Origin of the sequence: Pseudomonas medicaginis, from assembly GCF_965119365.1 — a bacterium.
In the GTDB taxonomy this organism is placed as follows: Bacteria; Pseudomonadota; Gammaproteobacteria; order Pseudomonadales; family Pseudomonadaceae; genus Aquipseudomonas.
The window spans coordinates 1,311,267-1,333,450 of the sequence record NZ_OZ221631.1 but is presented as its reverse complement, the minus strand read 5'-3'; the positions used below and the strand labels follow the sequence as shown (position 1 = coordinate 1,333,450).

General features: G+C 62.3%; 17 protein-coding genes, 1 pseudogene and 1 riboswitch. Of the genes and pseudogenes, 5 read left to right on the top strand and 13 right to left on the bottom strand.

The annotated features are described in order from the left end of the window. Positions 1-4 precede the first annotated feature (4 nt). The 5 genes from ACMTA2_RS05735 to ACMTA2_RS05715 form a co-directional block, all read right to left on the bottom strand. Positions 5-2,740: a winged helix-turn-helix domain-containing protein gene (locus ACMTA2_RS05735; protein ID WP_413794074.1), complete on the bottom strand. Its 2,736-nt coding sequence runs from the start codon at positions 2,738-2,740 to the stop codon at positions 5-7. A 378-nt stretch (positions 2,741-3,118) separates the two neighbouring features. Continuing rightward, positions 3,119-4,483: a DUF1329 domain-containing protein gene (locus ACMTA2_RS05730; protein ID WP_413794073.1), complete on the bottom strand. Its 1,365-nt coding sequence runs from the start codon at positions 4,481-4,483 to the stop codon at positions 3,119-3,121. A gap of 25 nt (positions 4,484-4,508) precedes the next feature. Next, on the bottom strand, positions 4,509-6,380 hold the full coding sequence (locus ACMTA2_RS05725) for a DUF1302 domain-containing protein (RefSeq protein ID WP_413794072.1): 1,872 nt from the start codon (positions 6,378-6,380) through the stop codon (positions 4,509-4,511). A 331-nt stretch (positions 6,381-6,711) separates the two neighbouring features. Continuing rightward, complete coding sequence (locus tag ACMTA2_RS05720) at positions 6,712-8,394, bottom strand: fatty acid--CoA ligase (protein ID WP_413794071.1); 1,683 nt, start codon at positions 8,392-8,394, stop codon at positions 6,712-6,714. Between the two features lie 246 nt (positions 8,395-8,640). Further along, positions 8,641-9,270, bottom strand: coding sequence for a LysE family translocator (locus ACMTA2_RS05715; protein WP_413794070.1), 630 nt, complete (start codon positions 9,268-9,270; stop codon positions 8,641-8,643). Between the two features lie 295 nt (positions 9,271-9,565). On the opposite strand from ACMTA2_RS05715, the gene ACMTA2_RS05710 reads away from it, so the two are divergent. The 3 genes from ACMTA2_RS05710 (at position 9,566) to ACMTA2_RS05700 (ending at position 12,421) form a co-directional block, all read left to right on the top strand. After that, a complete protein-coding gene (locus tag ACMTA2_RS05710) occupies positions 9,566-10,531 on the top strand; it encodes a 2-hydroxyacid dehydrogenase (protein WP_413794069.1) in 966 nt (321 codons plus the stop codon). Between the two features lie 45 nt (positions 10,532-10,576). Then, on the top strand, positions 10,577-11,575 hold the full coding sequence (locus tag ACMTA2_RS05705; protein ID WP_413794068.1) for a methyltransferase: 999 nt from the start codon (positions 10,577-10,579) through the stop codon (positions 11,573-11,575). A 49-nt stretch (positions 11,576-11,624) separates the two neighbouring features. Continuing rightward, positions 11,625-11,747, top strand: a riboswitch (yybP-ykoY riboswitch). A gap of 89 nt (positions 11,748-11,836) precedes the next feature. Beyond that, positions 11,837-12,421: a TMEM165/GDT1 family protein gene (locus ACMTA2_RS05700; protein ID WP_413794067.1), complete on the top strand. Its 585-nt coding sequence runs from the start codon at positions 11,837-11,839 to the stop codon at positions 12,419-12,421. A gap of 101 nt (positions 12,422-12,522) precedes the next feature. Here the strand turns inward: ACMTA2_RS05700 and ACMTA2_RS05695 are convergent, their stop codons facing one another. Continuing rightward, positions 12,523-13,338, bottom strand: a complete 816-nt coding sequence (locus ACMTA2_RS05695) for a M48 family metallopeptidase (RefSeq protein ID WP_413794066.1) — start codon at positions 13,336-13,338, stop codon at positions 12,523-12,525. A gap of 219 nt (positions 13,339-13,557) precedes the next feature. Between ACMTA2_RS05695 and ACMTA2_RS05690 the strand changes: the two are divergent. Both ACMTA2_RS05690 and ACMTA2_RS05685 read left to right on the top strand, forming a co-directional pair. Beyond that, positions 13,558-14,838, top strand: a pseudogene (locus ACMTA2_RS05690) (methyl-accepting chemotaxis protein); the annotation flags it as partial. A gap of 15 nt (positions 14,839-14,853) precedes the next feature. Next, positions 14,854-15,696, top strand: coding sequence for a methyl-accepting chemotaxis protein (locus tag ACMTA2_RS05685; protein ID WP_413795598.1), 843 nt, complete (start codon positions 14,854-14,856; stop codon positions 15,694-15,696). A 599-nt stretch (positions 15,697-16,295) separates the two neighbouring features. Here ACMTA2_RS05685 and hisC read toward each other — a convergent pair. The 7 genes from hisC to ACMTA2_RS05650 all read right to left on the bottom strand — a co-directional run bounded on the left by hisC (position 16,296) and on the right by ACMTA2_RS05650 (position 22,183). Next, positions 16,296-17,348, bottom strand: coding sequence for a histidinol-phosphate transaminase (gene hisC / locus ACMTA2_RS05680; protein ID WP_413794065.1), 1,053 nt, complete (start codon positions 17,346-17,348; stop codon positions 16,296-16,298). Position 17,349: 1 nt separating this feature from the next. Continuing rightward, positions 17,350-18,687 carry a histidinol dehydrogenase gene (gene hisD, locus ACMTA2_RS05675; protein ID WP_413794064.1) on the bottom strand — a complete coding sequence of 446 codons (1,338 nt, stop codon included), beginning with the start codon at positions 18,685-18,687 and terminating at the stop codon, positions 17,350-17,352. Between the two features lie 123 nt (positions 18,688-18,810). Further along, positions 18,811-19,446, bottom strand: coding sequence for an ATP phosphoribosyltransferase (gene hisG, locus ACMTA2_RS05670; protein ID WP_003197870.1), 636 nt, complete (start codon positions 19,444-19,446; stop codon positions 18,811-18,813). A gap of 126 nt (positions 19,447-19,572) precedes the next feature. Further along, positions 19,573-20,838 carry a UDP-N-acetylglucosamine 1-carboxyvinyltransferase gene (murA, locus tag ACMTA2_RS05665; RefSeq protein WP_413794063.1) on the bottom strand — a complete coding sequence of 422 codons (1,266 nt, stop codon included), beginning with the start codon at positions 20,836-20,838 and terminating at the stop codon, positions 19,573-19,575. 22 nt (positions 20,839-20,860) lie between these two features. Next, entirely contained in the window at positions 20,861-21,100 is a 240-nt protein-coding gene (locus ACMTA2_RS05660; protein ID WP_007953556.1) for a BolA family protein, read from the bottom strand. A 115-nt stretch (positions 21,101-21,215) separates the two neighbouring features. Next, positions 21,216-21,521 (bottom strand): STAS domain-containing protein, encoded by a 306-nt coding sequence (locus ACMTA2_RS05655; protein ID WP_413795597.1) that lies wholly within the window; start codon positions 21,519-21,521, stop codon positions 21,216-21,218. An 8-nt stretch (positions 21,522-21,529) separates the two neighbouring features. Then, positions 21,530-22,183, bottom strand: coding sequence for an MlaC/ttg2D family ABC transporter substrate-binding protein (locus ACMTA2_RS05650; RefSeq protein WP_413794062.1), 654 nt, complete (start codon positions 22,181-22,183; stop codon positions 21,530-21,532). Between the last annotated feature and the right edge of the window lies 1 nt (position 22,184).

The following is a 22,184-nucleotide window of genomic DNA, read 5'->3' as shown; positions in this document are numbered from 1 at the left end:
CCGCTCAACTCAGCAACCCCAATGCCTTCGCCCGCGCCACCGCCTGGGTACGACGCTCGACGCCAAGTTTGCTGTTGATGTGGCTGGCATGGGTCTTGACGGTGTGCAGCGAGATGAACAATTGCTCGCTGATCTCCTGGTTCGAACAGCCTTGGGCAATCAACTGCAACACCGCCCGTTCGCGACCGCTGAGGGTTTCGACGGGCGCCGTTGAGTCGGCAGGCTGGGCTACCGTCGAGGGCAGGCGTTCGAGCAGATGTTCACGCAAGGTGCTGGGGGGTGCGTGCAGAAGTTGTTCGCGCAACCATTCACGGTGCTCACCAAACAACCATTCGAAAGGCTGCAAAACCCCGCCGCTGGCGGCTTCGAAAGCCTGGGCCAGGGTGCGTCGGGCTTCGGGCTCGCGGCCAACGCTCAGCAGCAAGGCCACCTTCTGGTTCAGCGCCATCACACTGAGCATTTGCCGGCCGGTTTGCTGGCCGTGCTCCAACAAGGCATTGAGCCGGCCTTCCGCAAGCATGGGTTGGCCACGGATGGACTCCAGCACCGCCTGCTGCAGTTCGACATGCAGGGGCAGTTGCGGGTGGAATTCCGGCGGCGCGGCGGCCCGTTCGCCCGTGTAGGTCTGGCCCAAGCGGGCCAGCCAGGCTTCGGCCAGGTCGGTGCGACCCTGGGCCAGCCAGAGTTCGCATTTGACCAGGGTAATCATCGCCAGGTAGTAGATCGGCGGAACGTCCCAAATGTGCATCAGGCGCTCGGCTTCAGCCAATTCGGCAAAGGCCCTGGCGAATTCGCCGCGGTAGCCTTCGATCCGCGCGATCACGCAATGACCGATCAGCACACTGATGTCGCGGCAGGCGCGGGCCTCGGTGAGGCCCGCCTGCAACCGCGCCAGGCCGGCCTGGGGCTGCATGCGCAGGGTCAGCAGAAAACCCTCGTACATGATCAGTCGCGCACGCACCGCATAAAGCCGCTGGGGCGACAACGTGTGCAAGCGTTGCAGGCCCTGGTGCACCTCGTCCAACGCCCGCAGGATTTCCCCCCGCGCCTGCAAGACCCTGGCGCGATCATAATGGGCCAGGGCCTCGAACAATGGATTGCCGACCCGCTGTGCCAGCTCCAGGGAGTCGCGGTTCAGGTTCCGGGCTCGCCACAGGTCGCCGTCGGCAATCGCCAGGTTCGACAACGTGGACAGGCACATCAGCCGCTGGCCATAGCGTTTGTGCGGCAGGCTCTGCAAGGCTTCGCTGCAATAACGCACGGTGGCCTCGCGATCCCCACGGCCACGGGCGACGATCCCGCTCAGGGCCAACCATTGGGCAAGCATGGATTTTTGTGCCGTGGCCGAGGGCGCTGGCAGGAAACGACTCAAGTGCGCGGCCAACTCCTCGGCGGCGTCCAGCTGGCAGGCCAACCCCAACGCCCAGCTATAGAGCACGATCAGCCGCGGTGTGCTGATGAGCAGGCTGTCGGGCAGGTCCATTTTCCAGCGCAGCAACATGCCGACGTTCTGCTCGGCCAGCAGTTGTTCCTCCGAGAGGTTCTGCACCAGGTTCGCCGCTACGTCCAGGTGACCGGCCCGCAGCGCCTGTTCCACGGCTTCGTCGATCAGGCCCTGGGCGTTGAACCAGCGACAGGCCCGCAGGTGCAAGGTCGCGGCCGGAACCATGGCCGGCGCACTGGGACGACTGCGCAACAAGTCGGAAAACAGATGGTGGTAGCGGTACCAATGACCGTGCTCGTCCAGCGGCACCAGGAATACCTGGTGGGCCGCCAGGTAACGCAGGATCTCGGCGCTGTCATGGGCTTCACGTACGGCATCGCACAGTTCGCCGCAGAAGCGGTCCTGAGGGGCCGTGTCGTAGAGGAACGCCTGCACGTCGGCCGGCAGGCAATCGATGACTTCTTCGAGCAGGTAATCGCGAATCAGCCCTTCGCCACCGTTCAAGGCCTGGGGTGGCAGGCCCTCGGTGCCGGCTTCGGAGGCAGCCAGCAACCAGAACCGCAACCCGGCCACCCAGCCTTCGCTGCGCAGGATGAGGTTTTCCAGCGCCTCGCCGCGCAACGAACTGCTGTGATGCTGGAGCAGGGTCAAGGCCTCCTCATGGGTCAGGCGCAGGTCTTGTTCGTTGAGTTCGAGCAATTGCCGTGACAGGCGCAGGCGCGCCAGGTGCCAGTCCGGGCGCTGGCGGCTGGTGACCAGTACCAGCAAACCGTCGGGCAGGTGATTGAGGAAAAATTGCAGGCAGCGATCCAACACCGGGCTTTGGGCCAGGTGGTAATCGTCAAGGACCAGCAACAAGGGATTTCGCGGCGATAAGTGCGTGGACAGTTCGTCCAGCAAGCCGTCGAGCCATTCCTCGAAGGCGAAGGGTTGATGGCGCTGACGCATTTTCAGCAACCCCAGTGCCCGGCCACCCAGTTGCGGGAAAAAGGCCTGGAGCCCTTCGAGCAGCCGTTCCAGGAAACGCCCCGGATCGTTGTCCCGGGCGCTGAGCCCCAACCAGAGGCTTTGCCACTGGGCCGGCAGGCTCTGGCAGAACTCCACCGCCAGGGAGCTTTTACCGAACCCCGCCGGGGCACTGACCAACAGCAACCGCCCACCGAGCCCGGCGCTCAAACGCTCGCACAACCGCGGCCGCGCGACATGGCCGTCGGGCAAGGGCGGGCGGTAGAAACGCCCGTCCTGTACCGCGATGGCTACGCGGGCAGAATCCGCAAGTGAAGACAAATCAGTCATGGCCGGCTCTTGTAGGAATGCGGGTGGCGGCGTTGCAGATGTCCGCAGACTAGCGGTAAACGAGGAGGTATTGAAGGGAGTGCTACAAATGGCTACAAAAAGACTACAAGCCGAGTCAACTTGAAAGGTGTGCCAGGCATCACTTCTGTGGCGAGGGGATTTATCCCCGCTGGGTCGCGAAGCGACCCCCTCAGCCACTGGCCTCGGAACATCAGTCGGATTGTTTTCAGGTTTTTTGGGGCTGCTTCGCAGCCCAACGGGGATAAATCCCCTCGCCACAACTTTGTGTTTACCTCCTCATTTGTGTTTAGCCCCACAAAAAAACGCCCCGAACCAGTCGGGGCGTTGTTTCGAGGATGCGGCCTCGGGTGGAGCGGTTTAGCGGATGCCGTCCTGACGCAGTGCGTTCGGGGTGAAATCGGCGGTGGTGGCGGTGAAGCCGAAGTCGTAGGCCGATTTCTCTTCGTTCTTCATGCCCAGCGCCAGGTAGCGGCCGGACTGCAGGTCGTAGAGGGTTTCCAGGGCGTACCACGGCACTTGCTTGTCGTAGTAGTTCTCGGCATGGGCCTCGGCCACGCGCCACAGTTGGCCACGGCCGTCGTAATGGTCGATTACCGCGGCTTGCCAGGTGTCTTCATCAATGAAGAAGTCACGCTTGGCGTAGATGTGGCGCTGGCCTTCCTTCAGGGTCGCGGTCACGTGCCAGACACGACGCAGCTCGTAGCGTGCCAGGTCCTGGTTGATGTGGCCGGCCTTGAGGATGTCGGCGTACTTGAGTTGCGGCGAATCGATCTTGTAGCTGTTGGAGGCGATGTACAGCTCTTTCTTGCCTTCCAGCTTCCAGTCGTAGCGATCCGGCGCGCCGTTGTACATGTCCAGGTTGTCGGAGGTACGCAGGCCGTCGGCGGCGGTACCCGGGCCGTCGTAGGACACTTGCGGAGCACGGCGCACACGGCGCTGGCCAGCGTTGTAGACCCACGCCGAACGCGGTTCCTTCACCTGGTCCAAGGTCTCGTGCACCAGCAGCACACCACCGGCCAGGCGCGCCGGCGCGGTCACTTGCTGCTTGAAGTAGAACAGGATGTTGCCAGGGTTGGCCGGATCGAAGTCCTTCATCTTGTCGCGGAACACGAACTGGTCGCGGAAATACACCAGGCTGTAGGAGCCGTTGGGCTGCGGGGTGGCCTGGGTGACCAGGCGCGTCACGCTGCCGCCGCGATAGCGGGTGATGTGGTTCCAGATGACTTCCACGCCGCTCTGGGGAATCGGGAACGGCACGGCCGTCTCGAAGTTTTCCAGGCCGTTACCGCCGGAGACCAGCTTGGTGTTGACCGCGTTTTTCTTGATGGAGGCGAACACCTCGTCCGGCACGGTGGCACCGCGATGGGTCGGATAGACCGGCATCTTGAAGGTTTCCGGGTAACGCTTGAACATCGCGTACTGACCCGGCGCGAGCTTGTCCTTGTACTGGTCGACGTTCTGCGCGGTGATGGTGAACAGCGGTTTTTCACTGGCGTATGGGTCGGCGAGGAAGCCCTTGCTGTCCACGGCCCCGGCGTTCTTGGCCATGGGTTTCCAGGCCGAGATCGAGCCGTCGGCATTGCCGGCCATCTCGGCGCCCATCGGCGTCAGGCTCTTGCCGAGTTTATCGGCCTCGGCCGCGGGTACCGCCGCCATGACGCTGGCGGCCAGCAGGGATAACCCCAGAACACCGGCCTGCATCAGATTTTTTGTTATTTTCATAGTGTGTCGTCCTGAAATACGGTGCTTAGAAGGTCACGCCGACGCTGAGCGCCAGGAAGTCGCGATCGTCCACGGTGCTGAAATCGCCACCAAAGAAGTTGGTGTAGGCCAGGCTGGCGTTGTAGGTGTTCTGGTATTCGGCATCCAGCCCGAGGCTGACGGCTTTGCGGCCTTCTTCGAAGTTGCCGCCAGGGCCTGGCGAGTAACCCTTGACGTCATGGGACCAGGCCACGTTGGGCTTGAGGTTCACGCCAGCGAACACGTCCGGGTATTCCCAGATGGCGCGAGCGCGGTAGCCCCAGGACGTGGCGGTAGTGAAGCCGTCGTTGTCGCAGTTGCTGTTGACGTTGCCGACGGTTTGGCCGCCACCTGCGGCGGTAGCGCTGTTGAGCCTGTTACAGGCTCCGTCGGGCAGTTGACCCGGACCAAAGACAGGGTCACGACCGTAGCGAACGTCCGACTTGCTTTCCAAGCCTCCAACATGAGTAACGCCGACTTCACCTACCAGCGTGAGGCGACTGGCGCCCATGACCTGATCCAAGAAGTGGGTAAAGGTGGTCTGGAACTGAGTGATTTCCTTGCGGCGATAACCATGCAGATCCTGGCCTGGCACCCCCGTGAGCAGCGACGCATTGCCCAACGTAGGACCACCGAGCGGGCGAACGCCGGAGAACAGGATATCGGTGGTGCTCAATTGCACCGGTGCATTTGGGCGATAGCTCAATTCACCGCTCCACGCCGTACCGGTAGGCAGCGTCGTGGAGAAGCTCAGGCCGTAGAGGCGAATGTCTTCCGGATATTCGACGAAATATTGCGAGTTGCCTGCAACCAGCAGAGGCGCCAGTCCGGCAAACGGAGGAGGCAATCCTGCAGCTATGTTGTAGACCGACTGCGAGGCACCCGTGGCACTGAAAATCGGCGCACGACTGTGGTAGTTCATGAAGTAGGCACCGAACTCGGTGTCCAGCGGCTCGAACATGTACTTCAACGAAGCGCCCCACTGACCACTGTCACGGGCGTCGCGATCCGGCCCGCGGCGTACCAGTACGCCTTCTTCGTTGACGTCGACACCCAGTGCGGCCGCTGGGCCCAACGCGGCGGCTGGGAGCGTGGAACGCTTGCTCAGCACCCGCAGGTTATCGGTACACCCATCGGCAATCACATCCGGCTGGGAGAAGAACGTACCGCAGTTATCCACCACGGTCTGGTCCCATTCAATCTGGTAGAACGCCTCGGCCGACAGGTTGTCGGTCAGGCTCTGGGACACGTAGAACATGTTGACCGGGATCAGGCCTTCCTTGATCTCGGCGCCAGGACGACGGAACGCGGACACGTCGACCGGGTTGATGGAGTTGATGCCGCCCTGGATGAACGTGCTTTCACCCCAGCTGACCACCTGCTTGCCCAGGCGCACGGAGCCTGGCTGATCGGCAATGGCGTAGTTGTGGTAGACGAACGCATCGAGGATCTGCCCGCCGGAGGACTTGGCGCCTTCCTTGCGGTTGCTGTCGCTGATGTCCTTGTACAGGCGGTGTTCGTCCTTGAGTTCGAAGTCGTACCAGTACTTGCCGCGCACGAACACGCCGGTATCGCCGTACTTCAGTTCCAGGTCATGGATGCCCTTGAAGATCTTCGAGAAGGTTTCCCCTCGCTTGAAGTTCAAGTGACCGTCGTCGGAGGTCTGCGACAAGCCCTTGCCGCCATTGTTGACACCGATCAGGTCTCGGTTGGCCTTGGCCGTGGACCAGCTCGCGCCGACCGACAGGGACGAGTCGAACTGGCCTTCGATTTCACCGATGTTGAAACTGACGCCGAATGCTGGCCCGGCGAGCGAAGAGGCGAGACTGACCGCCAGAGGCAGTTTTGCCCGGCGCCAGAACGTGGTTGCTGAGGTCATCGACGCTACTCCATGTGCATTATTGTTATGGCAATGGACATTTCAAAAACACCTCGACGGCAGGGAGCGGCAGCGTCCCGACATTCGTCGAAGTCGCATCGCCCTTTCGTGCGTGCGCCCCGTTCTTGAGAATCCGTGAGCGGACTATAGCCAGCAGGTAGTACGGCTTGATCCCTCTAAAGTGTGATTTGCAGCCCTCGACCACTCTGGAACAGTCCTTTCGCCAGGCCGACAGATGCCGGCACGGCAAGGATGGCTGAAATTTTCGGTTTGACAAGGCAAGCGCTTGCTTGGTGGGGCTGCCGTGCCCTTTCGGGCACGGCAAAAAGGCCTAAAGCGTGGACAGGAAGGTGCTGTTGTTGCTCTGCCATTCGGTGATGTCGACGCGGATACGCTTCTTGTCGAGCTTGCCGACGCTGGTCTTGGGAATTTCCGTAACAAGGGCGATCTGGCTCGGGATCGCCCACTTGCTCAAGTGCCCCAGCTCGACGAACGGCTTGAGGTGCTCCTTGAGTTCGCGAGCCCCGATCTCATGCCCTTCGCGAATCACCAGCAAGGCAAACGGCCGCTCGCCCCACTGCGGATCGGGAATGCCGACCACTGCTACTTCGCGTACCGCCGCGTGGCGGCTGATGAGGTCTTCGAGGTCCAGGGAGGAGATCCATTCGCCACCGGTCTTGATGACGTCCTTGATGCGGTCGCGGATGTCGATGAAGCCCATATTGTCCAGCGTGGCGACGTCACCGGTGTGCAGCCAGCCGCCGGCCCAGAGCTCGGCGCCCTTCTGCGGTTCGTTGAAATAGCCCTCGGTGAGCCACGGCGCACGCAGCACCAGCTCGCCCTGGGTCTCGCCGTCGGCCGGCAGGAAGCGCCCCTCGGCATCGACAATCGCCGCCTCCACCAGCGGCCCTGGCACACCGGCCTTGATCCGGTAGGTGGTGCGTTCGTCTTCGCTGCCGGCCATCAGTTCATCGTTGAGGTGGGCGCAGGACACCAGCGGGCCGGTTTCCGACATGCCATAGGCGGCGGTGAGCTGGATGCCCCGGGCCTTGGCCGCTTCGTACAGGCTGCGGTTCAGGGCGCTGCCGCCAATGACGATCTTCCAGCCGCCGAAGTCGGTGTCCTGGGCGCCCTTGGCATTGAGGACCATTTGCAGGATGGTCGGCACGCAATGGGAAAAGGTGACCTTTTCCTTGCGCCACAGCTGGACCAGGAACTCGGGATCGTAGCGACCCGGGTAGACCTGCTTGAGCCCGAGCATGGTCGCCACGTAGGGCAGGCCCCAGGCGTGGACATGGAACATCGGCGTGATGGGCATGTACACGTCGTTGGTGCCCAGCAGCCGCACGCTGTCGATGGCCCCCATGATGGTCGCCACGCCCATGGTGTGCAGCACCAGTTGCCGATGGGTGAAGTACACGCCCTTGGGATTGCCCGTGGTGCCGGTGGTATAGAACGTGGTGGCGACGGAATTTTCGTCGAAATCCTGGAAATCGTAGGTGGGCGCGGCGGCGGCCAGCAATTGCTCGTATTCGCCCACCAGGTTCGGCAGGTCGGCGGTTTTTTCCGGCAGGTCGGTCAGCAGCAGGGTCTTGTCCACCGTGGTCAGGTGCCCGGCGATCGCCTGGTACAAGCCGACGAACTCGCTGTTGACCAGCACGAAGCGGTCCTCGGCGTGGTTCATGGTGTAGACGATCTGCTCCGGTGACAAGCGCACGTTGATGGTGTGGATCACCGCGCCGATCATCGGGATCGCGAACATGCATTCCAGGTAGCGATGGCTGTCCCAGTCCATCACCGCCACGGTATCACCGGCCTTGACCCCCGCCTCGGTCAACACGTTGGCCAGCCGCGCGACCCGCTCGATCAGCGTCGGATAGCTGTAGCGCAACTGGTCACGGTAGATGATCTCGCGGGTTTTCTCGTAACGCGTGCCGGACATCAGCAGCCGCTTGATCAGCAGCGGGTATTGATAGGCGCCTTCGGCTGGAGGAATAACGCGAGTCTGCAACATAAGAGTCCCTTTTCTGACTGCATGGTCGTGGCTGGAAGCAAGCACTCTAGAGCGCTTATACACGGATCAAATCAGCCAAAGGAATGATTTGATCCCCGCGTAGATACTGGCTTTGAGCCATGCACGGGACTGCTGGAGCTGTCGAATGCAACGAGGCAGCGATCTTTCCCCTGCCCATCGAGTCCAGAACGAAAGATCGCAAGGATCAAAAGCTCGCACCCTTCGGCGGCACCTGCACAGGAAAGATCAGTGCGCCTCGGTAAACGCCAGCTTCACCCCGATGGCGACGAGCACCGCGCCCATGGTCCGGTCGAACCAGTGGCCCATGCGCGCGAAACCGGCGCGTACCCGTTGCTGGCTGAACAACAGCGCCACCAGGCAGAACCAGACGGCCGTCGCCAGTGCCAGATACACGCCGTAACCGGCCTGGATCGCCAAGGGCGTATGCGGGTTGATCACCACGGTGAACAGCGACAGGAAGAACAGCGTCGCCTTGGGGTTCAGGCCGTTGGTGACAAAACCCGAAATGAACGCACCGCGGGCGGTACGCTCACCGGCTTCCTTGTGCAGGTTTTCCTCGACCGGCTTGGCCGGTTGCGCTCGCAGCGCCTTGAAGCCGATGTACAGCAGGTACGCGGCGGCGGCCCATTTCAGTGCGTTGAACAGCACGATCGATTGCGACACGATCAAGCCGATGCCCAGCAAGGAATAGCCCACGTGCAGGAAAATCGCCGTGCCGACACCCAGCGCCGTCCAAGTCCCGGCGCGCCGGCCATGGGTCACGCTTTCGCGCACCACCACGGCAAAATCCGGCCCGGGGCTGGCGACGGCCAGCAGGTGGATCAAGGCGACGGTGAGGAATTCGGTGAGGTACATAGGGACTCCTTGGCTAACTCAATCTCGAAACGAACATCAACTTTTTGGAGAGTGGACATGTGGCGGGGGGATTTATCCCCGCAGGGCCGCGAAGCAGCCCTGATACTTGAACACTCGGTGTGTCAGGCAAAAATCATTTCCAGGGCTTTTGGGACTGCTTCGCAGTCCAGCGGGGATAAATCCCCTCGCCACAGGGTTCCTCATGATCCCCAATATCGCGCCAGATCAAAGCAACAAACCATCTGATAGGCTCGCCACATTACGCCTTCGGTTCTTGACATAAAAGGTACAGCTGATGACGAACACCGCCCGCGCCGTTTTCCTCGACCACCCTTCCCTGGACCTCGGCGACCTGGACCTGGACCCGTTGCGCAGCTGCTTCGGCGAACTGCAACTGTTCGCCCGGACCACGCCGGACCAGGTGATCGAGCGGCTCAAGGGCGCCACCGTGGCAATCACCAACAAGATCGTGATCGATGCCCAGGCCATGGCGGCCAGCCCCGAGCTGAAGCTGATCCTGATCAGCGCCACCGGCACCAACAATGTCGACCTCGCGGCCGCCCGCAGCCACGGCATCACGGTGTGCAATTGCCAGGGTTACGGCACTCCGTCGGTGGCCCAGCACACCCTCATGCTGTTGCTGAACCTGGCGACGCGCCTGGCCGATTATCAAAAAGCCGTGGGGGAAGGTCGCTGGCAGCAGGCTTCACAGTTCTGCCTGCTGGACTATCCGATTGTCGAGCTGGAGGGCAAGACCCTGGGCTTGCTCGGCCATGGCGAGTTGGGCAGCGCCGTCGGGCGACTGGCCGAAGCGTTCGGCATGCGTGTGTTGCTGGGGCAGATCCCTGGGCGCCCGGCCCGCCCCGACCGCTTGCCGCTGGCGCAATTGTTGCCGCAAGTCGATGCCCTGACCCTGCACTGCCCGCTCAACGAACACACCCGGCACTTCATCGGCGCCCGCGAACTGGCGCTGCTCAAGCCTGGTGCATTCGTGGTCAACACCGCCCGTGGCGGCCTGATCGACGAACACGCCCTGGCCGAGGCGCTGCGCAACGGTCACCTGGGGGGTGCCGCTACCGATGTGCTGAGCGTGGAACCGCCGAGCCAAGGCAACCCGCTGCTGGCCGGCGATATCCCACGATTGATTGTCACCCCACACAATGCCTGGGGCAGCCGCGAGGCGCGGCAACGGATCGTCGGCCAAATGAGCGAAAACGCCCAAGGCTTTTTCAGCGGTACAGCGCGGCGTGTCGTCAGTTGATAAACTGCCGCACTTTTTTTTACCCGCTTTTTCAAGGAGCAGACCATGGATCCGCGCAGTGAAGTACTGCTTCGTCAGGCCGAGTTATTCCAGGGTTCGGTCTTGTTGGCCGGGCTGCCCGCCGACGACCTGCTCGGCCGTTTGCCAGAGGCCCATGGCTGGTGCTGGCATGCCGGCGATCAGGCGGCGCTGGACGCTCGTTTTCCCGAGCGCAGCCACTTTGGCGTGAATGTCCCCGAGGATGGGTTCGACACCGCCGTGGTATTCCTGCCCAAGGCCAAGGACCTGACCGACTACATCCTCAATGCCGTGGCGGCGCGCCTGGCCGGGCGCGAGGTGTACCTGGTGGGGGAAAAACGCAGCGGCATCGAAGGGGCGTCCAAGCAGCTCAACCCGTTCGGCAAGCCGCGCAAGCTCGACAGCGCACGGCACTGCCAGCTGTGGCAGGTCACCGTCGCCAACGCGCCGCAGGCCAAGTCCCTGGAAAGCCTGGCCCAGACCTACGAGCTGCCCTTGGCCGAAGGCCCGCTGAAGGTCATCAGCCTGCCAGGGGTGTTCAGCCACGGTCGCCTGGATCGCGGCAGTGCGCTGTTGTTGGACCACCTGGATAAACTGCCCAGCGGGCATTTGCTGGACTTCGGTTGCGGTGCCGGCGTGCTGGGGGCAGCGGTCAAGCGTCGCTATCCGCACAACACCGTCACCCTGTTGGATGTGGACGCTTTTGCCGCCGCCAGCAGTCGCTTGACCCTGGCCGCCAATGGCCTGGAGGCCGACGTGCTGACCGGCGATGGCATTGACGCCGCACCGATGGGGCTGAGCGCGATCCTGAGCAACCCACCGTTCCATGTCGGCGTGCACACCGACTACCATGCCACGGAGAATCTGCTGCGAAAAGCAGCCAAACATCTGAAAAACGGCGGTGAACTTCGGTTGGTCGCCAATAGTTTCCTCAAGTACCAGCCGCTGATCGAGGAGCATTTGGGCGCGTGCGCGATCAAGGCCGAAGGGCAGGGCTTTCGCATCTACCGGGCCAAGCGCGGTTGAGGTTTTTTAGGAAACAGCACTTGCTCAATCGGATTTGCCTAGGCAGAATCCGCTCCGTCCTAGGGGAGTAGTCTCCCGCGAGCGCCATGCTCGCCCGGCATACGTCAACATACTTGGTCAGCAGACCATGGCGTATGCGGCCCAAGCGTCCACGCAGATGGTCGCTGGGTTTGACAAGACCTATGACACGCACACCTTACCCGGGGCGGGAAGGCTGTACGTGTCATAGCCGTGTCGACCCGCCCCTTTAGGAATCCCCTGATGCTGGACTCACTCCTCGTACCTACGGCGATCGTTGCGCTGGCCGAAATCGGCGACAAGACGCAATTGCTCGCGCTCATCCTGGCGGCTCGCTTTCGCAAACCCTGGCCGATCATCGCCGGCATCGTTGCCGCGACCCTGGCCAACCATGCGGCGGCCGGGGCGGTCGGCGCCTGGGTCAGCGGCTTTTTCTCCGACGCGGTCCTGCACTGGATACTGGCGGCCAGCTTCACGGCCACGGCGCTGTGGACCCTGGTTCCGGACAAACTGGACGATGAAGAAGCCAGCACGGCCCGCCGGTTCGGACCGTTCCTGACCACGCTGATTGCGTTCTTCCTGGCGGAAATCGGCGACAAGACCCAGATCGCCACGGTGATGCTCGCCGCGCAATACCCGGAACTGTGGCTGGTGATCATCGGTACCACCGTGGGCATGTTGATTGCCAACGTGCCGGTGGTCCTGGCGGGCAATTTCGCCGCCGAGAAGCTGCCCTTGACCCTGATTCGCCGCCTGGCCGCCTCGGCATTCTTCGTCCTGGCGATCGTGGCGGTGTACAAGGCGATGCAGAGCAGTGGGTGGGTTTGATACCGCGTCATCGTTCATCGCGAGCAAGCTCCCACAGGGGCTATCATTGTGGGAGCGAGCTTGCTCGCGATGAGGCCGGCAGCCTCACCGCATGACGATGCTTATTTCTTGGCTTGCTGATACAGCGGCATCACCTTGGGAATCGCCGCTTGCAGCGAAGCAATGCGGCTGCTGGACGACGGGTGTGTGCTCATGAATTCCGGTGGCGCGCCTTCCGACGCCTTGGCCATCTTGTTCCACAAGGTGATCGCGGCGTTCGGGTCATAACCGGCGCGGGCGGCCAGTTCGAGGCCGATCAGGTCGGCTTCGTTCTCGTTACCACGGCTGTTGGGCAAGGTCATGCCGTAGTTGGCGACGGTGTCGGCCAGTGCCAGGCTGTCCTGGCCGAGGCCGAACAAGGCACCGGCGCCCTGCTTGGCCATCTCGATGCCGTAGGCCTTGGACATCGCTTCGCGCCCGTGCTCGCGCAGGGCGTGGGCGATTTCATGGCCCATGATCGCGGCGATCTCAGCGTCGGTCAGCTTCAACTGGTCGATCAGGCCGGTGTAGAACATGATCTTGCCACCAGGACCGCAATTGGCGTTGAGTTCATCGCTCTTGATCAGGTTCACCTCCCAGTTCCACTGCGCCGAATCCGGGCGGAACACCGGCGCCTGGGCAATCAAGCGGTCGGCAATGACCTGGATGCGCTTGGCATCGCTGCTGGTCTTGTCCAGCACACCCTGGGCTTTGGCCTCGCCCATCGTCTTTTGATAGGACTGGGCGTACATCTGGTTGACCTGGTCGGTCGACAGCATGCTGAACATGTACTGCTTGCGTTCCACGCCCACGGCTCCGCCGCTGGTGGTATTGACCGACTGGCAACCGGCGAGCAGCAGAGCCGCGCTCAGAGCACTCACCATCAATGTCTTGTTCATGTAAAAGAAGCTCCCTGGAAACGTGGACGTATCCTAGGCCTTGATGGGTATCGGCGCCAGATACACAACGGGGGGATGACCGTTTTTTTGGACAGACCCCACCGCGTCCATTTGCGACACCCACGCAGCTAAAACAGTCACCCGACGAATAGCGCCTCATGCCGCGCCACAGAAACGCCGATAAAGATCCCAGGCGTCATTCCCGCGTCCGGAGCTTTTATGAAATTCAGATCGATCCAGTTTTCCGTGGCCGCCCTGGCCGGTGCCATCGTGCTCAGTGTGGTTGGCGCCCTTGTGCTGTACGCGCTTTTTGCCGGCGCCCGTACCCAGGAGATGGTGCAGCAGCGAACCAAGGCGCAGTTCGAACAACTCATCGAGCAACGCCTCAGTGCCCTGGCGCGCACCCAGGCCAGCCTGATCCAGCGGGAACTGGAAGCCCCGCTGTTGCTCGCCCGCGGCCTGGCCACCACGAATGCCTTGATGGGCATGAACGGCGCGGACGGCAACCCGCAACTGAAAGTGCCCCGCGAGCAAATGATCAGCCTGTTGCGCGAAACCGTGGTGCGCAACCCAAAGATCCTCGGCGCCTACATCGCCTGGGAACCGAACGCCATCGACCACGACGACGCCAATTATGTGGACAGCCAGGTGTTGGGCATGGAAACCAACGGGCGTTTCCTGCCCTGGTGGTTTCGCAACCAGGATGGCTCCCTGGGCCTGGAAAAGCTCGCCGATGTGACCGACCAGAAACTGCTCTCCACGGGCATTCGCGCCAGTGAGTACTACCTGTGCTCCCAGGACAGCAAGAAAGCCTGCGTGATCGATCCTGCGCCCTACCGCGTCGGCAACACGATGACCATGCTCGCCTCGTTCATCGAGCCTATCATGATCGATGGCAAGTTCCAGGGCATCGTCGGCGCCGACCTGTCGGTGAACTTCATCCAGGACATGCTCGTGGCCGCCGATGGCAAGCTGTACGACGGCGCCGGGGAAATGGCCTTGCTCTCGAGCAACAACCGATTGGTGGCCTTCACCAAGGACCCGAGCAAACTCGGGGAAAAGGCCAGTGACCTGCTGGACGCCAACGAACTGGATAACCTCGCCAAGCTGGGCGTCGGCGAGGTGCGCTACGACATCGACGAAGCGCACGGGCATATCGAGGTGTACATGCCGTTCGGCATCGGCGAAACCAATGCCCGCTGGACGCTGATGCTGCAACTGCCGCTGAACGCGGTCATGGCCGACCTGCAAGCCTTGCAGCAAGACCTCGACCGTCAGCGCCAGGCCGATATCTTTGGCATGGCGATGGTGGGCCTGGTGATTGCCGGCATCGGTCTGCTGGTGATCTGGCTGGTGGGCCACGGCATTGCCCGGCCACTCAAGCAAATGGTGGCGATGCTCGATGACATCGCCCAGGGCGAAGGGGACCTGACCCGCCGACTGGTGAGCGATCGCGCCGATGAACTGGGGGCGATTGCCAGGGGCTTCAACACCTTCCTGAGCAAGTTGCAGGGCATGATCACCCAGGTGGTGACCTCGGTGCAGAGCGTCAGCGATTCATCGGAGCACACCGCCGATATCGCGATCCGCACCAACCAGGGCGTGCACAAGCAGATGTCGGAGATCGATCAGGTCGCCACTGCCGTGCACGAAATGACCGCCACCGCCCAGGACGTGGCCCGCAACGCGACCCAGGCGGCCCAGGCCGCCAGCCATGCGGACCAGGCTGCCAGCCAGGGCATGCAGATCGTCCGGGACACCTCCACCTCCATCGGTGCCCTGGCCATGGAAATCGGCAAGGCGGTGGGCGTGGTGCAGACACTGGCCAAGGACAGCGAGAACATCAACGCGATCCTCACCGCCATCCGCGGGATCGCCGAGCAGACCAACCTGCTGGCCCTCAACGCTGCCATCGAAGCCGCCCGGGCCGGTGAACAAGGCCGTGGGTTCGCGGTGGTCGCCGATGAAGTGCGCAACCTGGCGCAGAAGACCCAGCAGGCGACCGAAGAAATCCAGTCGATGATCCAGCAACTGCAACAAGGCACCCGGGACGTGGTGCGAGTGATGGAAGACAGCCAGCAGCGCACCGATGAAAGCGTGCAGCACGCGGCGAAAGCGGCCCAGGCCCTGGAGACGATTACCCAGGCCGTGTCGGTGATCAACGACATGAACACCCAGATCGCCAGCGCCGCCGAGGAACAAAGCGCCGTGGCCGATGACATCAACCGCAACGTGATCAACATCGGGCAAGTGGCAAACGAAGTGGCCAGCGGCGCCGACGAATCCAGCGCGGCCAGCGCCGGGCTGACCAAACTGGCGGAGCAGCAGCGACGGTTGATCAATCAGTTCAGGGTCTGATCCAAAGGCCCCATCGCGAGCAAGCTCGCTCCCACAGGGGATTGGCGGTGGCATGCAGATCTTGCGAACACCCGAAAAAACTGTGGGAGCGAGCTTGCTCGCGATGGCGTCAGTTCAGCCAACATGGAAGTGACTGACACTACGCCTTCGCGGGCAAGCCCGCTCCCACAGGGGATTGGCGGTGGCATGCCGATCTTGCGAACACCCGAAAAAACTGTGGGAGCGAGCTTGCTCGCGATGGCGTCAGTTCAGCCAACATTTAAGTGACTGACACTACGCCTTCGCGAGCAAGCTCGCTCTCGCAGGGGATTGGCGGTGGCATGCAGATCTTGCGAACGCCCGAAAAAACTGTGGGAGCGGGCTTGCTCGCGATGGCGTCAGTTCAGCCAACATTTAAGTGACTGACACTACGCCTTCGCGGGCAAGCCCGCTCCCACAGGGGATTGGCGGTGGCATGCCGATCTTGCGAACACCCAAAAAAACTGTGGGAGCGAGCTTGCTCGCGATGGCGTCAGTTCAGCCAACATTTAAGTGACTGACACTACGCCTTCGCGAGCAAGCTTTGCTCCCACAGACTCCCACAAGTTCTATGCCGGGCTTTAGAGTTCGCCGAGGGCCTCGATCAGGGCCTGGTTCTGCTCCGGGGTGCCGATGCTGATCCGCAGGAACTGGGCAATCCGCTCCTGCTTGAAGTGCCGCACGATCACACCCTGTTCCCGCAGTTTCACCGCCAACCCCGCCGCATCGTGCCGAGGGTGACGGGTGAAGATGAAGTTGGCCGCCGAGGGCAGCACTTCAAAGCCCTTGGCTTGCAGTTGGGCCACCACCCATTCACGGTGCTCGATAACCAACTGGCAGGTCCGGTCGAAATACTCGCGATCATCGAACGCCGCCGCGCCGCCGACGTTCGCCAGGCGATCCAGCGGGTAGGAGTTGAAGCTGTTCTTGATCCGCTCCAGCGCTTCGATCAGGTCCGGATGGCCCACCGCCAGGCCCACGCGCAGCCCCGCCAGAGAACGGGACTTGGACAAGGTCTGGGTCACCAGCAGGTTCGGATAACGGTCCACCAGGCTGATGGCCGTCTCGCCGCCGAAGTCGATGTAGGCCTCGTCGACCACCACCACCGAATCCGGGCTGGCCTTGAGGATCTGCTCGACCGCTTCCAGCGCCAGGAGGCAGCCGGTCGGGGCGTTCGGGTTGGGGAAAATGATCCCGCCGTTCGGCTTGGCGTAGTGCGCCGGATCGATCCTGAACTGCTCGTCCAGGGGCACCGCATCGAACTGGATGCCATACAACCCGCAATACACCGGATAGAAGCTGTAGCTGATGTCCGGGAATAGGATCGGCCGGTCGTGCTGCAGCAGGCCGTGAAAAATGTGCGCCAGCACTTCGTCCGAGCCATTACCCAGGAACACCTGGTTGCTCTGCACGCCATAGTAGCGGGCCACGGCGCCCTTCAGCAGGTCGCTGTTGGGATCCGGATACAGGCGCAGGTTGTCGTTCAGCTCGGTCTGCATCGCCGCCAGGGCCTTGGGCGATGGGCCATAGGGGTTCTCGTTGGTGTTGAGCTTGACCAGGCGGGTCAGCTTCGGCTGTTCACCCGGCACGTAGGGCACCAGGTTCTTGACGAACGGGCTCCAGAATTTACTCATTTCAGTTCCCCTGCCCTTCAATGGAATTCTCGTCAAGAATGCGGTACTCGGCGCTGCGGGCGTGGGCGCTCAACGATTCGCCACGAGCCAGTACCGAAGCGGTCTTGCCCAGTTCGGACGCCCCCTGCTCGGAGCAGAAGATGATCGACGAACGCTTCTGGAAGTCATACACCCCCAGCGGCGACGAGAACCGCGCGGTGCCGGACGTCGGCAACACGTGGTTAGGCCCGGCGCAATAGTCGCCCAGGGCCTCACTGGTGTGGCGGCCCATGAAGATTGCACCGGCATGGCGGATCTGCGGCAACCAGGCCTGCGGATCGGCCACCGACAATTCCAGGTGTTCCGGCGCGATACGGTTGGCGACCTCGATGGCTTGCGCCATGTCTTCGACCTTGATCAGCGCCCCACGGCCATTGATCGAGGTATTGATGATCTCAGCGCGGTCCATGGTCGGCAACAGCTTGTCGATGCTGGCGGCAACCTTGTCGAGGAACTCGGCGTCCGGGCTGACCAGGATCGCCTGGGCGTCTTCGTCGTGCTCGGCCTGGGAAAACAGGTCCATGGCGATCCAGTCCGGGTCGGTCTGGCCGTCGCACACCACGAGGATTTCCGAAGGGCCGGCGATCATGTCGATGCCAACCTGGCCAAACACGTGGCGTTTGGCGGTGGCGACATAGATGTTGCCCGGCCCGACCACCTTGTCGACCCGCGGCACGCTTTCGGTGCCATAGGCCAGCGCAGCCACGGCCTGGGCACCGCCGATGGTGAACACCCGGTCCACGCCAGCGATGCAAGCGGCGGCCAGCACCAGCTCGTTGATTTCACCCCGCGGGGTCGGGACAACCATGACCACTTCGGTCACGCCGGCGACCTTGGCCGGAATCGCGTTCATCAGCACCGAGGACGGATAGGACGCCTTGCCGCCCGGTACGTACAGGCCGGCGCGGTCCAGCGGCGTGACCTTCTGGCCCAGCACCGTGCCGTCGGCTTCGGTGTAGCTCCAGGAGTCCTGTTTCTGCCGTTCATGGTAGTCACGGACCCGGGATGCGGCCTTTTCCAGGGCTTCGCGCTGGGCCACGGTGATCCGGGTCAGGGCCAGTTCCAGGCGCTCGCGCGGCAGGATCAGGTCAGCCATGGACGCCACCTGGAGGCCGTCGAACTTCTGGGTGAATTCCACTAGGGCGGCATCGCCACGCTCGCGCACAGCCTTGATGATGTCCAGCACCCGCTGATTGACCGAGTCATCGGACACGCTTTCCCAGCTCAGCAGATGATCCAGATGATGTGCGAAATCCGGGTCGGCAGCATTGAGTCGGCGAATCGAAGTGGGAGCGGTCATAGCGAGGGCCTCATTAATGGCAAATGCTCAGGCGCCCTAAGCTACCAGTCCATTCGCGTGGGCACCTGAGAAAATTGGCTATGACACGGATAGACGGGCGCGACTCAAGGTCGCGCAGGTGAATCAGCCGCGGTGTCGCGATTCCACTGCCTTGCGCAGGGTATCGATCAGAGCCTGGATGCGAGCATGCTGCATTTTCATCGATGCCTTGTTGACGATCAGCCGGGAGGTGATGTCAGCGATGAAGTCCTGGGGTTCCAGGCCGTTGGCCCGCAAGGTATTGCCGGTGTCGACCACGTCGATGATCTTGTCCGCCAGGCCGATCAGCGGCGCCAGCTCCATCGAACCGTACAACTTGATGATGTCGACCTGACGGCCCTGCTCGGCGTAATAACGCTTGGCAATGTTGACGAACTTGGTCGCCACCCGCAAACGCCCCTTGGGCTCCGGCGCGCCGACTTTACCGGCGGTCATCAGCTTGCAGCGGGCGATCTGCAGGTCCAGGGGCTCGTACAGGCCCTGGCCGCCGTATTCCATCAGCACGTCCTTGCCGGCGACGCCCAGGTCGGCGGCACCATGTTCCACGTAGGTCGGCACGTCGGTGGCACGCACGATCAGCAAGCGCACGTCGGCCTGGGTCGTGGGAATGATCAGCTTGCGGCTCTTGTCCGGATTCTCGGTCGGCACGATGCCCGCTTCAGCCAGAAGCGGCAGGGTGTCGTCAAGGATGCGGCCCTTGGACAGTGCGATGGTCAACATGGGAAACGTCAGTCCTTATCAAGGTACTCATGCCCGGTCGCATGCGGCGCCGGACACACATCGAGGGTGCAACCACCCTCGATTTGAAACGAAATCAAGGCACATCCGTGTGCCCATGCAGCCGGACTAGCCCGGTACGCGGCGGATCTTGGCGCCGAGCATCTGCAGTTTTTCTTCGATGCACTCGTAGCCACGGTCGATGTGGTAGATGCGGTCGATCAGGGTATCGCCTTCGGCAACCAGCGCCGAGATGACCAGGCTGGCCGAGGCCCGCAGGTCGGTGGCCATCACTGGCGCGCCCTTGAGCTTCTCGGTGCCGGTGACAATGGCCGTGTTGCCTTCGACCTGGATCTTGGCGCCCATGCGGTGCAGTTCGTAGACGTGCATGAAGCGGTTTTCGAAGATCGTCTCGATCACAGCACCCGTGCCTTCGGCAATGGCGTTGAGGGAGATGAACTGCGCCTGCATGTCGGTCGGGAACGCCGGGTACGGAGCGGTCCGCACATTGACGGCTTTTGGCCGCTTGCCGTGCATGTTCACTTCGATCCAGTCTTCGCCGCAGGAGACTTCGGCACCGGCTTCCTTGAGTTTTTCCAGGACGGCTTCAAGGATGGTCGGATCGGTGTCCTTGACCTTGACGCGGCCACCAGTGACCGCAGCGGCCACCAGGTAGGTACCGGTTTCGATCCGGTCCGGCATCACCTTGTAGGTGGCCGAATGCAGGCGCTCGACGCCATCGATGGTGATGGTGTCGGTGCCGGCGCCGCTGATCTTGGCGCCCATGGCGATCAGGAAGTTCGCCAGGTCGACCACTTCAGGCTCGCGCGCGGCGTTTTGCAGCACGCTGCGGCCCTTGGCCAGTGCGGCGGCCATCATGATGTTCTCGGTACCGGTCACGCTGACGGTATCGAAGAAGAAGTGCGCGCCGCGCAAGCCGCCTTCCGGCGCCTTGGCCTTGATGTAGCCGCCTTCGACGTCGATCACCGCGCCCATGGCTTCCAGGCCGCGGATGTGCAGGTCCACCGGACGCGAGCCGATGGCGCAGCCACCCGGCAAGGCGACTTCGGCTTCACCGAAGCGGGCGACCATCGGGCCCAGTACCAGGATCGAGGCACGCATGGTTTTCACCAGCTCGTACGGAGCGACCAGGGTCTTGATGGTGCGTGGGTCGATCTCGACGCTGAGCTTCTCGTCGATCACCGGCTCGATGCCCATGCGGCCGAACAGCTCGATCATCGTGGTGATGTCGTGCAGGTGCGGCAGGTTGGCCACGGTCACAGGACCATCGCACAGCAGGGTCGCGGCCAGGATAGGCAGGGCGGAGTTCTTTGCCCCGGAAATACGGATTTCGCCATCAAGACGAACGCCGCCGGTAATAATCAGTTTATCCATAAGAATCTCGAGGCCCTTGGGCTCAGGTGCGCTCGGCCCAGGCCGCGCTGCTGAAAAATTTCATCGTGACCGCGTGGATGCTGCCATCGGCGATCCATGGGTTCAAATGGGCATAGATGCTCTGCTGACGCTTCACTGGGCTCAATGCCGCCAGTTCATCGCTGATCACGTTCAGCTGGAAGTTGCAGCCTTCGCCTTCAACTTCCACCTGCGTTCCCGGCAGCTTTCCTTCAAGGAAGCTCTTCACTTCTACAGCCTGCATGCTCAACCTCAATCGGCGCCCTGTGCGCGCGGGTCGCACATCATACAAAAAAGCCCCGCGCCTGCGAACCCCGCGAAGCAGGACTCTGACGGGGGGACTTTTCCGACAATGTGGGTCAGGAGTGCGCCAACAGCTCGGTCAGCTCGCTGACCTGGGCTATTTCGCGCATGTCTTCGGGCATCCCACGGATGCTCCACGTTTTGCCGGCCGCCTTGGCGTCCCGCATGAAGCACAACAGCAGCGACAAGCCGACACTGCTGGATTTTTGCACCGCCGAGCAGTCGATGACCACCTCGGCGGCACCGATGGACTTGATCAGCGCCTGGCCCTGCTTGCGCAAGGCCGGGCCGGTGCGGTAGTCCAGCACGCCGCTGAGCAACAACTCACCCGCCCCGCCCAGACGAACGGCCGACTCACTCACCGTCTCGATCATTGTTCCTGCTTCTCTTTGGCTTCTTCGGTCACTTCCTTGGCCTTGGCGACTTCACCGGCCCAACCGTCGATGGTCTTGTCCAGGTCGTTGCCATTGCGCTGCATGGCGTCGGCGAACTGATCGCGGAACAGCTTGCCGATGTTGATGCCATTGATGATCACGTTGCGCACCTTCCACTCGCTGTTGATTTTCTCGAGTGTGTAGGACACAGGATAGACCGCGCCGTTGTTGCCCTTGACCTGCATGTCGACACTGGTGCGGGTGCCGCTTTCGTCCTTGGCGGGGGAAACGGTGATGCCCTGGTTGTTGTATTCGAGCAAGGCATTGCCATAGAACTGCATCAGGCTGCGCTTGAAGTTCTCCTGGAAGCGGGTCATCTGCGCCGGGGTCGCCTTGCGCGAATATTTGACCGTCATGATGCTCCTGGAGATGCCATCGGCGTCCACCACGGGGCCGACGATGCCGTTCAGCGCATCGTAGAACGCGCTGGGGTCCTGCTTGTATTTCTCTTTGTTGGCGGCAAGGTCCGCCAGCAACCGGGTCGTCGTGTCCTGGATGATTTCATGGGCCGAAGGCGCGGCCACGGCGTTGGCCATCAACGGCAGCGCCGCGAGCAACACCAACAGGCTACGTCGCAAGATAGAGATCATT

Bases quoted from the DNA above. Each gene is read 5' to 3' on its own strand.
- ACMTA2_RS05735 (WP_413794074.1), bottom strand. From the start codon at position 2,740: ATGACTGATTTGTCTTCACTTGCGGATTCTGCCCGCGTAGCCATCGCG.
- ACMTA2_RS05730 (WP_413794073.1), bottom strand. From the start codon at position 4,483: ATGAAAATAACAAAAAATCTGATGCAGGCCGGTGTTCTGGGGTTATCC.
- ACMTA2_RS05725 (WP_413794072.1), bottom strand. From the start codon at position 6,380: ATGACCTCAGCAACCACGTTCTGGCGCCGGGCAAAACTGCCTCTGGCG.
- ACMTA2_RS05720 (WP_413794071.1), bottom strand. From the start codon at position 8,394: ATGTTGCAGACTCGCGTTATTCCTCCAGCCGAAGGCGCCTATCAATAC.
- ACMTA2_RS05715 (WP_413794070.1), bottom strand. From the start codon at position 9,270: ATGTACCTCACCGAATTCCTCACCGTCGCCTTGATCCACCTGCTGGCC.
- ACMTA2_RS05710 (WP_413794069.1), top strand. From the start codon at position 9,566: ATGACGAACACCGCCCGCGCCGTTTTCCTCGACCACCCTTCCCTGGAC.
- ACMTA2_RS05705 (WP_413794068.1), top strand. From the start codon at position 10,577: ATGGATCCGCGCAGTGAAGTACTGCTTCGTCAGGCCGAGTTATTCCAG.
- ACMTA2_RS05700 (WP_413794067.1), top strand. From the start codon at position 11,837: ATGCTGGACTCACTCCTCGTACCTACGGCGATCGTTGCGCTGGCCGAA.
- ACMTA2_RS05695 (WP_413794066.1), bottom strand. From the start codon at position 13,338: ATGAACAAGACATTGATGGTGAGTGCTCTGAGCGCGGCTCTGCTGCTC.
- ACMTA2_RS05685 (WP_413795598.1), top strand. From the start codon at position 14,854: ATGATCACCCAGGTGGTGACCTCGGTGCAGAGCGTCAGCGATTCATCG.
- hisC (WP_413794065.1), bottom strand. From the start codon at position 17,348: ATGAGTAAATTCTGGAGCCCGTTCGTCAAGAACCTGGTGCCCTACGTG.
- hisD (WP_413794064.1), bottom strand. From the start codon at position 18,687: ATGACCGCTCCCACTTCGATTCGCCGACTCAATGCTGCCGACCCGGAT.
- hisG (WP_003197870.1), bottom strand. From the start codon at position 19,446: ATGTTGACCATCGCACTGTCCAAGGGCCGCATCCTTGACGACACCCTG.
- murA (WP_413794063.1), bottom strand. From the start codon at position 20,838: ATGGATAAACTGATTATTACCGGCGGCGTTCGTCTTGATGGCGAAATC.
- ACMTA2_RS05660 (WP_007953556.1), bottom strand. From the start codon at position 21,100: ATGCAGGCTGTAGAAGTGAAGAGCTTCCTTGAAGGAAAGCTGCCGGGA.
- ACMTA2_RS05650 (WP_413794062.1), bottom strand. From the start codon at position 22,183: ATGATCTCTATCTTGCGACGTAGCCTGTTGGTGTTGCTCGCGGCGCTG.